Annotated in this window: 6 protein-coding genes and 4 pseudogenes; 5 read left to right on the forward strand and 5 right to left on the reverse strand. The window is 70.0% G+C overall.

Going from position 1 to position 8,247, the window contains the following annotated elements:
* Window positions 1-133 precede the first annotated feature (133 nt).
* Together BLT62_RS18215 and BLT62_RS17520 are read left to right on the forward strand one after the other, a co-directional pair.
* Window positions 134-1,113: pseudogene (locus tag BLT62_RS18215) on the forward strand (sugar-binding transcriptional regulator).
* A pseudogene (locus tag BLT62_RS17520) lies at window positions 1,113-2,067 on the forward strand (formylglycine-generating enzyme family protein); the annotation flags it as partial. The pseudogenes BLT62_RS18215 and BLT62_RS17520, both read left to right, overlap by 1 nt.
* A 396-nt stretch (window positions 2,068-2,463) precedes the next feature.
* Here the strand turns inward: BLT62_RS17520 and BLT62_RS17525 are convergent.
* Together BLT62_RS17525 and BLT62_RS18220 are read right to left on the reverse strand one after the other, a co-directional pair.
* Window positions 2,464-3,125, reverse strand: a pseudogene (locus tag BLT62_RS17525) (amino acid ABC transporter ATP-binding protein); the annotation flags it as partial.
* Window positions 3,076-3,276 (reverse strand): hypothetical protein, encoded by a 201-nt coding sequence (locus BLT62_RS18220; protein WP_231919285.1) that lies wholly within the window; start codon window positions 3,274-3,276, stop codon window positions 3,076-3,078. The pseudogene BLT62_RS17525 and the gene BLT62_RS18220, both read right to left, overlap by 50 nt.
* 39 nt (window positions 3,277-3,315) lie before the next feature.
* On the opposite strand from BLT62_RS18220, the gene BLT62_RS18225 reads away from it, so the two are divergent.
* Window positions 3,316-3,453: a hypothetical protein gene (locus BLT62_RS18225; RefSeq protein ID WP_231919286.1), complete on the forward strand. Its 138-nt coding sequence runs from the start codon at window positions 3,316-3,318 to the stop codon at window positions 3,451-3,453.
* Window positions 3,454-3,477: 24 nt separating this feature from the next.
* Here BLT62_RS18225 and BLT62_RS18230 read toward each other — a convergent pair whose 3' ends face one another.
* From BLT62_RS18230 to BLT62_RS17540, 3 genes are all read right to left on the reverse strand, one after another.
* A complete protein-coding gene (locus BLT62_RS18230) occupies window positions 3,478-3,852 on the reverse strand; it encodes an ABC transporter permease subunit (protein WP_231919456.1) in 375 nt (124 codons plus the stop codon).
* Window positions 3,853-4,126: 274 nt separating this feature from the next.
* Complete coding sequence (locus BLT62_RS17535) at window positions 4,127-5,014, reverse strand: ABC transporter substrate-binding protein (protein ID WP_083362221.1); 888 nt, start codon at window positions 5,012-5,014, stop codon at window positions 4,127-4,129.
* Between the two features lie 260 nt (window positions 5,015-5,274).
* Complete coding sequence (locus tag BLT62_RS17540) at window positions 5,275-6,135, reverse strand: sulfurtransferase (RefSeq protein WP_083362222.1); 861 nt, start codon at window positions 6,133-6,135, stop codon at window positions 5,275-5,277.
* A gap of 131 nt (window positions 6,136-6,266) precedes the next feature.
* On the opposite strand from BLT62_RS17540, the pseudogene BLT62_RS17545 reads away from it, so the two are divergent.
* Together BLT62_RS17545 and BLT62_RS17940 are read left to right on the forward strand one after the other, a co-directional pair.
* Window positions 6,267-7,489 (forward strand): annotated as a pseudogene (locus BLT62_RS17545) (MFS transporter).
* 149 nt (window positions 7,490-7,638) lie between these two features.
* On the forward strand, window positions 7,639-8,247 hold a 609-nt coding region (locus BLT62_RS17940; RefSeq protein ID WP_172829753.1), incomplete at its 3' end, for an NAD(P)/FAD-dependent oxidoreductase.

Raw genomic sequence — 8,247 nt, forward strand, 5'->3', positions numbered from 1 at the left:
GGACGTGTTGCGCTCAAATGAGCGCAGCCATTTGCACATTAGTGATCGGTTCACTGTAGCCACCGGGAAAGCCTCGCGCAAACGTGAGGCGCAATTCGCACATATGAGCGGTAGAATGGCAGCTCGAAGAGGAATGAGGCTCGACGTGGCAACTCGCACACCCCCGAAGCACCCCACCCATGATCCGTCACAGGTGCTGAGAGTTGCCCGCTCCTACTACCTCGACGACGAGTCGAAGGTGGCGATCGCCGAGCGCGAGCTGCTCAGCCGCTGGCAGGTCGCCCGGATCCTCGAAGACGCCCGCGCCTCCGGGCTGGTGCGCATCTCTGTTGGCGACCCGGCCGAGATCGACTCGGTCGCCGGCGCGAAGATCACGAGCGCCCTCGGCCTGGCCGAGACCATCGTGGTCGGCCGCTCGCGCAAGCTCGGCCTGGAGCCGTCGCTCGACAGCGTCGGCGAGGCGCTGGCGCGCTACCTCACCGCGACCGTGCTCGAGGGGGATGCCGTCGGGCTCACCTGGAGTCGCGCGATCGAGGCAATGGCCGCCCACCTCGACCACCTCGCGCCGTGCGACGTCGTGCAGCTGGCCGGAGCGCTCACCCTGACGGGGAACCGCATGGGCTCCGTCGAGATCATCCGCCACGTCGCCCGTCTCGCCCACGGCACGGCGTACCCGATCTACGCCCCCTGGTGGTGGAGAGCCCCGACATCCGGCGCGCGCTGGAGCAGCAGGCCGAGATCGCGGCCTGCCTGAAGCGGGCCGCGGACCTCAGCATCGCCGTCGTCTCGGTCGGCACCTGGTCGGAGGAGGGCTCCTCGCTCTACCCGCTCGTCCCGGCGAAGCTGGCGCAGCAGGCCGCGGCGGCCGGCGCCGTCGGCGAGATCAGCGGCCGCGTCTTCACGGCCGACGGCACGCTCGCACTCGCCGCCCTCGATGACCGGGTGCTGGGCATCTCGGCCGAACAGCTGCGCGCCGTCCCGCACATCGTGGCCACCAGCTACGGCGCCCACCGCGTCGACGCGACCATCGCGGCCGCCCGCGCCGGTTACGCACACACGCTGATCATCGACAGCGCCCTCGCCGACGCCATCACCCTGAAGCTGGGGCTCTGATGAGCGCGGGCGACCCGCACGGCAGCTCGTGCTGCGCCCCGCAGGGCCGGCACGGCCTGACCCTCTCCCCCAGCGCCGCCTCCCCCGCCACCGGTGCGGAGCGGCAGGCAGGCCGGGGCACACGATCGAGCAGGCGCTCGTTCCCGCCCAGACGTTCGCCATGGGAGACCACCAGGGCGTCGGCTACCGCGCCGACGGCGAGCAGCCGGTGCACGCCGTGACCCTCGACGCCTTCAGCATCGACGCCACCTCCGTGACGAATGACGCGTTCCGCGCCTTCGTCGAGGCCACCGGCTACCGCACGGAGGCCGAGACGTTCGGCTACTCCGCCGTCTTCCACCTCGCGCTGGCCGCACCGCAGAAGGACATCGTCGGGCAGCCGCCCGCGACCCCGTGGTGGCTCGGCGTGCGCGGCGCCGATTGGCAGCACCCGGGCGGCAGCGACTCCGACCTGAGCGGCCTCGGCGACCACCCCGTCGTGCACGTGAGCTGGAACGACGCCGCGGCCTACTGCCGCTGGGCCGGCCGCGCGCTGCCCAGCGAGGCGCAGTGGGAGGCGGCGTCCCGGGGCGGCCTCGACGGGGCGCGCTACCCGTGGGGCACCGAGCGCGAGGACTGGCGGATGAACATCTGGCAGGGCACCTTCCCCACGGTGAACACGCTGGACGACGGCTGGCTCACCACCGCGCCGGTGCGCAGTTTCACCCCCAACGCCTACGGGCTCTGGCAGACCGTCGGCAACGTCTGGGAGTGGTGCGCGGACTGGTTCGACCCCGGGTACTACGCCGCCTCGCCGAGCGAGAACCCGCGGGGCCCGGATTCTGGCGCGCTGCGCGTCATGCGCGGTGGGTCGTTCCTCTGCCACGACTCGTACTGCAATCGGTACCGCAATGCGGCCCGCTCGTCGAACACACCGGACTCGTCGATGTCCAACGCGGATTCCGCACCGTCGCCCGTGTCGCCCGCCGGTCGACGAGTAGGCACGGCTCGTCTGGTTGGCTTCGGTCGCACGCTGCCCGAGCCAACGGGGAATGCGAAAACCGCCGGTTGAGCGAACCCCGGCGGGATGCAACGAGGCCCGCTTCCCGCGGGAAGCCGGGCCTCGTGCGAGGTCTCGATACGCTCGTTCTCGTCACTCGACCAGCGAGTTCGGCTAGAGCACCTTGGAGAGGAACGCCTTCGTGCGCTGGTGCTGCGGGTTGGCGAGCACCTCGCGCGGGTCGCCGGCCTCGACGACGACGCCGCCGTCCATGAACACCAGGGTGTCGGCCACCTCGCGGGCGAAGCCATCTCGTGGGTGACGACGATCATCGTCATTCCCGACTTGGCGAGCTCCTTCATGACGTCGAGCACCTCGCCGACGAGCTCGGGGTCGAGCGCGCTGGTCGGCTCATCGAACAGCATGAGCTTGGGGTCCATGGCGAGTGCGCGCGCGATGGCCACGCGCTGCTGCTGGCCGCCCGAGAGGTGCGCCGGGTAATAGTCGGCCCGGTCGGCGAGACCGACGCGGTCCAGCAGCTCGCGTGCGCGCTTCTTCGACCACCGCCTTCTTCTGGCCCTTGACCCGGATCGGCGCCTCCATGATGTTCTCGATCGCCCGTCATGTGCGGGAACAGGTTGAAGCGCTGGAACACCATGCCGATGTCGCGGCGCTGCTTGGCGGCCTCCTTGGGGTGCAGCTCGTAGAGCTTGTCACCCGACTCGCGGAAGCCGACGAGCTGGCCGTCGACGCTGAGCCGCCCGGAGGAGAGCACCTCGAGGTGGTTGATGCAGCGCAGGAAGGTGGACTTGCCGGACCGCTGGGCCCGACGAGGCAGAGCACCTCGCCGTGCTTGACCTCGAGGGAGATCGACTTGAGCACCTCGTTGGAGCCGAAGCTCTTCGAGACGGCCTCGGCAACGACCATCGGCGCCGCGGGGGTGGCGGGTGCAGCAGACGTGTTGCTGCCGCTCAGGGTGTCGCTCATGAGCGGGTTCCTCCGTGTCCGGGGTCGATCGGCTGGTCGCCGGCATCCGCGCCCTGGACAGGGGCAGCGCCGGTGATGACGGTGGGCTGGTTGCCGCCGATGACGGGCAGGGTTCCGGTGGCCGTCGTGCCGCGGTCGGGGCGGCGGTCGCCGACGCCGCGGGCGAAGTAGCGCTCGAGGAAGTACTGGCCGACCATGAGCACCGAGGTGAAGGCGAGGTACAGATGGATGCCACAATGAGCAGCGGGATCGGGTTGAACGTCTCGGCCGAGATGTCGCGGGTGCGGCTGTACAACTCGGTGGAGAGCGGCACGGCCGTGACCAGCGAGGTGGTCTTCAGCATCGAGATGACCTCGTTGCCGGTCGGCGGATGATCACGCGCATGGCCTGGGGCAGGATCACCCGGCGCATGGTCTGGAACCAGCCATGCCGAGCGCGGTGGCCGCCTCCTCCTGACCCTTGTCGACGGAGAGCAGGCCGGCGCGCACGATCTCGGCCATGTACGCGGCCTCGTTGAGGGCGAGTCCGATCACGGCGAGCCAGAAGGCGCCGATCAGGTCGTTGGTGCTGAAGGTCACCCACGGCTCGCTGAACGGGAGGCCGATGTCGATCGTCTTGTAGATGATCGCGATGAGGCCCCAGAACACGAGCTGCACGTAGACCGGGGTGCCGCGGAAGATCCAGAGGTAGAAACCAGGCGACGCCCTTGACCACCGGGTTCGCGAGAGGCGCATGATCGCCAGCGACACACCGAGGATGATCGCGAAGAACATCGCGAGCACGGTGAGCTCGAGGGTGACGAGCGCCGCCGCCGAGACGCGGCTGTCGAAGAGGTACTTGCCACGGAGGGCCAGTCATAGGCCGGGCGCTGTGCCGCGTCGATGACGAAGAGCGCGAAGATCACCACGAGCACCACGGCGAAGGTGTTGCGCCAGGGGTGCTTCAGGCGGATGGCTTTGAGGGCGGAGGCGCCGCCAACGCCGTTCGGCGGCAGGGAATCCCCTGCCGCCGAACGGTGTGGTTCAGATGTTGTCATGAGTTATTTCTTTAGGAGGTTGCGACGTTGATGGTGATCGTGCTGATGCCGCCGTCCGAGACGCCCCAGCCGTCGAGGATCTTCTTGTAGCTGCCGTCGTCGACCATCGACTGGAGGGCGGCCTGCACGGCTTCGGCCATGCCGGAGTCCTTCGCGACGACGACACCGTACGGGGCGACGTCGAAGGTCTCGCCGGCGAGCTGGAGGGCGTCGCCGGTCTGGGAGATCGCGTAGAGGGTGACGGGCGAGTCGGCGCTCATCGCGTCAACCTGGCCGAGCTTGACGGCGTTCGTCGCGGCATCCTGCGTGTCGAACTGCTTCTTGTCGATGGGCGCCTTGCCGGCGGCGACACAGGCCTCGCTCTTGGCGGGAACCTCATCGGTGTCCTCGTAGGTGGTGGCCTGCACGGCGACCTTGAGGCCACAGGCGTTGTCGGGGTCGACGTCATTGCCCTTGGCCGAGGCCCACTGGATGCCGGCGTTGAAGTAGTTGACAAAGTCGACCTGCTTCATCCGCTCCTCGGTGATGGTGAAGCTGGACATGCCGATGTCGGCCTTGCCTCCGGTGACGCTCGGGATGATGTTGTCGAACTTCGAAACCTGGAACTCGGGGGTCAGCCCAAGCTTGCCGGCGATGCCCTCTGCCAGCTCTGCACCCCAGCCGATCGGGTTGCCGTCGGCGTCCTTGAACTCGTTGGGCGCGTAGGTCGGGTCGATGCCGATGATGAGCTTGCCATTGGCGCCAACGCCCTCGGGCAGCAGCGCCGCCGCTGCGTCGTCCTTGGCGATGGCCGGAGCGCTCTCGTTGCCACCCGTGCTCGGGCTGGAGTTGTCTACACAGCCAGAGAGCAGAAGCACGGCGGCTGCTGCGAGGGCGGGAACGGCGTAACGAAGTCTCATTGCGGAATCCTCTACTCTAGGGTCGGTCCCCACATCGTTGTGGACGTGACCTTTTCTCGGGTGAGTTTGAGCATAGTGCACGAGGAACTCAGCGATTCGCTGCGGGGATAACGTTTTGGGCGCACATAAGAAGGCGCGATATGTGCAGTTTCGCGCAATTTACGTGCGAATGAGCCCGGGCCAGCGGAGTTTTGTTGCGTATCGGCGCGAATGCCAGCACCGATCGCGATGCGCCCTCGGCGCTGGATTCGTGCCGCCCGCTATGCGGACGCCGGACCGGTCGCCACCGGCAGCTCGGCGCGGTTCGCCCATGCCGACCACGAGCCGGGGAACAGTGCGGGCGCGAATCCGGCAAGGGTGAGCGCCAGTGCGTCATGGGCGGCGGTGATGCCGGAGCCGCAGTACACGCCGACGGGCGCGGCGTCCGTCACCCCGAGCGCCTCGTAGCGCTCGCGCAGCGCCGCGGCCTCGAGGAATCTGCCCTCAGCGTCGAGGTTGCCGGCGGTCGGCGCGCTCAGCGCACCCGGGATGTGCCCGGCGCGGGGGTCGATGGGCTCGACGTCGCCGCGGTAGCGCTCGGCGGCGCGGGCGTCCAACAGCACGCCGGAATCCGGCAGCGCCCCCGCCTGCTCGGTCGTGAGCACGGGCAGGCCGCCGGGCACCACGGTGAGGGTGCCCGGCGCCGGCGCAGTCGTGGCGTCCGCGGACGTCGCGAGCGGCCGGCCGGCGGCCAGCCAGGCGGGCAGGGCGCCGTCGAGCACGCGCACGTCGGCGACGCCGGCGTAGCGCAGCAGCCACCAGGCGCGCACGGCGGCGTGGCTGCGCCAATCGTCGTAGACGACGACGGTGTCGCCGTCGTTCAGCCCCCAGCCGCGCGCCGCGGCCTGGAAGTCGGCCATGTCCGGCAGCGGGTGCCGCCCGTCGCGGGGCTCGCCGTGGCCGGCCAGCTCGGTGTCGAGGTCGACGTAGACGGCTCCGGGGATGTGGCCAGCGTCGAACAGCGGCCGGCCGGCCGGGCCGCCGAGGCTCCAGCGCACATCGAGCACCCGCACGCGGGCGCCTGCTGCGGCGTCCTGCAGCAGGGCGGCGAGCTCGTCGGCGGTCACGAGGGGGTGCGGCATCCGTCATTCTCCAATCGGGGCGGCTCCATCGACCTGGCCGACTAGCGGCCGAAGCACACCCTCTGACACGCTATATCCTGCGACGACGATTGGCCGCCGCCTCCAACCGGGCTCGGTAGAATTGGGGAATCGTGAGCACCTACTCTGACCTCCTCAAAACGGCTGGCGTTGCGCGCATCATCACGGCCCAACTCGTGGCCCGCTTCCCGTTCGGGATGCTCTCGCTCGCGTTCCTGCTGCACGTGGAGCAGCAGACCGGCAGCTACGGAGCCGCCTGCTCGCTGCCACCAGCGTCGGCCAGGCCATTGCCGGCCCGCTGACCAGCCGCCTGATGGGCCGCTGGGGCATGCGCCCGTGCTCACGATCACCCTGGCGATCTGCGCGGCATGGTCAGCACGATCGCTCTCGTGCCGATGTCGGTACCCCTCTACATGGTGGTCGGCGCACTGGCCGGACTCAGCATGCCCCCGATCCAGCCGGCCGTGCGCACCATCTACCCGAAGATGGTCAACTCCCGACAGCTCACTCCCTGTTCTCGCTGGACGCGACCGCGCAGGAGATCATCTGGGTGGTCGGCCCCGTCGTCACCACCTTCGTCGCGACCCAGATCAGCACGGTGTGGGGCATCATGCTCGCCGTGATCTTCATGGTCGGCGGCGGCATCTGGTTCATCGTGCTGCCGGAACTCGGCCGGGTGCGCATCCCGCGCAGCAAGCGCAAGCTGGGTGCGGTGCTGCGCCGCCCGCCGGTACTGCTGGCGACGGGCGTCGGGTTCCTGCTCGTCGGGGCCTGCGCCGCCGTGGAGGCCGCGGTCGTCGCGACCTTCGGCCACGGCGGGGCCGAGGCCGGCATCGTGCTCGCGATCTTCTCCGTCGGCTCGATCGCCGGCGGCCTGGGGCTCGGCCACGTTCCGATCGGCCCGTGGTCGACGGCCCGCCGCATGCTCATCGTCTTCGTAGGCATGGGCCTCGCGGCCGTGGTGATGGTGCTCGTCAGCAGCGACATGGTCTTCTGGTGGCTCTCGGCGGCCCTCTTCGTGGCCGGCATCGGCATCGCCCCGGCCCTGGCCGTGCTGTTCGCCATGGTCTCGGCCAGCGTCAAGTTCAGCGACACCGCCGAGGCGTACGGCTGGGTCGGCACCGGCCAGCTCATCGGCGCGGCCCTCGGCTCGGCGGCGGCCGGCTTCCTGATCGACAGCAACGGCGCGGTCGGCGGATTCTGGGCCGCCGCGCTCTTCGCCCTGGTCGGCTTCATCGTGCCGGTGCTCGCCAAGCGCTACCACCCGGACCTCCGCGGCCGCGATGCCAGCCCACTGCCCGACACCGAGGCGATCCCGGTCCAGCCGACCTCGTAGTCGCTCCCCGCGACGACGGCGCGCTGCCACGGCGCGCTGGCGGCTCGCTGGCGGCTTGCTGGCGGCGGATGCCGCGGGGCGGGCATGATGGACGGGAGCGCGCGGCGAGGATGCCGTGCGGCGAACGCCGAGACGGAGCGATGATACGCGTGGGCACGACTGTTTTCGAGAGACGACGACCGGCGGCATCCGTGGTCGAGCACGCGCTGACCGGCACCCGGCAGGCCGCGTTCTGGCTGGATGACGTGCAGCGGCCGCGCCACCCGGAGCTGCGCGGGGCGGTGACCGCCGACCTCGCCATCGTCGGCGGCGGCTACACCGGGCTGTGGACGGCGGTGCTCGCCAAGCAGCGCAACCCGGACGCCCGCGTCGTGCTGCTGGAGGGCCAGCGGATCGGCTGGGCGGCATCCGGCCGCAACGGCGGGTTCTGCGAGGCCAGCCTGACCCACGGCCGCGAGAACGGCGAGAACCGCTGGCCGGAGGAGCTCGATGAGCTCGACCGGCTCGGCCTGGAGAACCTCGACGAGATCGAGGCGGCCAGCGCAGAGCTCGGCATGGACTTCGAGTTCGAGCGCAACGGCGCACTCGACATCGCCGTCGAGCCGCACCAGGTGGAGTGGCTGCGCGAGGCGGCGGCGGATGCCGCGGCGCGAGGCGACGACAGCGTCGAGCTGCTCGTGGGAGACGCGGCCAGGGCCGAGGTCAACTCCCCCACCTACCTGGCCGCGCTCTGGAACAAGCGCACCTCTGCCCTGCTG

Source organism: Microterricola viridarii, assembly GCF_900104895.1.
GTDB lineage: Bacteria > Actinomycetota > Actinomycetes > Actinomycetales > Microbacteriaceae > Microterricola > Microterricola viridarii.